Source organism: Pseudomonas ovata (assembly GCF_003131185.1).
Taxonomy (GTDB): domain Bacteria; phylum Pseudomonadota; class Gammaproteobacteria; order Pseudomonadales; family Pseudomonadaceae; genus Aquipseudomonas; species Aquipseudomonas ovata.
This window is the reverse complement of record NZ_QFFU01000055.1, coordinates 1-1,421: the sequence shown is the minus strand read 5'-3', so window position 1 is coordinate 1,421 and position 1,421 is coordinate 1. Positions and strand designations below refer to the sequence as shown.

At 65.2% G+C, this 1,421-nt stretch carries 1 pseudogene; it reads right to left on the bottom strand.

Annotated features, from left to right (window positions below):
* A pseudogene (locus DGA31_RS29390) lies at window positions 1–1,421 on the bottom strand (RHS repeat domain-containing protein); the annotation flags it as partial.

Below are 1,421 nucleotides of genomic sequence, written 5' to 3'. Positions count from 1 at the left end.
GACCAGCGCATACCGTTGCTGTCGACCCAGTGCTCGCCGGTCAACTGGTTGTCGAGGTTGTAGTCGTATTCGCGCTGACCCAGCTCGTTGCCGACATGGGTGAGGCGTGCACTGACCGGGTCATAGGTGAATCCGGCCTGCAGGGCGTCGTCTTCGCGCCGGGCATGGATGAGCGTCGGCTCGTCGGTCAGCTGCAGGTTGTATTCATAGTCCAGGATGGCGCCGCCCGCGGTGAGGCGCTGGCAGGCCTGGCGCCGGCCAGGGTCGTAGACATACTGGTCTGTGCGCGGCCCTACGCTGGACTCGGTCAGGCGTTGCAGGGCGTCGAAGCGCTGCGTGCCGACCGTGACGAACGTTCCCGAAGCATCACCGACCAGCACCTCGGTGGGGAGATCTGCGGGGCTATGGGTGGCGTAGCGGCGTTGCACTCGGGTGTTGTCGGGCAGCTGCGTCTCGATCAGGCGCGACCAGGGGTCGTACTCGAAACGCGTCATGCGGTCCAACTCGTCGTGCTGCTCGACACAGCGCCCCAGCCCGTCATAGATGAAGTGCCGGGCACTGGTTTCACGGCCATCGGGGGCCAGGCTGCGGATGCGGTCCGGCTTGCCGAACAGGTTCAGCCAGGTTTCGCTCAGCTCGCTGACCAGGCCGTTTTCCCCCGGGCCCTGCAACCAGCTGCGCTGCACCGGCACGCTCGATTCGGGGGTGCCGATCGGGTCGGTTTGCAGATAATGCCCGACGCCGTCCGGGCCGGTCTCACAGCAGCGCTCGCCCCACGTGTCATAGTCGTAATGGCGGGTCAGTGCCAGGGGTTGGCCGTCGAGCCAGTCGTAATCGGTCTGCTGGCTCAGATGCCCCCAGGCATCATGGCTCGCCTGCATCAACAGCTGCGTGGCCGCGGGGTTGGCGCTGTCGACGTGATCACGCTCTTCGAGAATGGCCCGGCCCAGGCCGTCGAGCAGGGTATGGGTCATGACCTGGCGGGCGTCCCACACCCGTTGCCCGGCCTGGTCGCCGGCCTGGGCACACAACTGGTAGGTGTAGGTGCGCCGGGCCTGGTAAGCGGTTTGCGCGGCGACCACTTCTTCGATCAACCGCCCCAGACTGTCATAGCGATACAAATTCTGCACGTCGTCGATCAGCGTGCTGACCTCCTGGCCGGTCCACGACGAGTGCTGGCGGACCACGGTCCTGGCGCTGGTATCGAAATCGCTGCTGATGGTTTCGCTCGACTCGACCACCGGGATGCCGAGCAGCGGTTGCTCCAGCGTGCGCCAGAGGGTGTCGGTAAACGTGGAGCACCCGTTGAGCGTCTCGGTGGTGCGGCTGATGCGCCCATGCTCGAAGGGGTTGCCTGGCGCATTGAGGTAGCTGAAGTGCGTGTAGTGCAGTTGCTGTTCGGTTTCATCATCAAGGTCGAG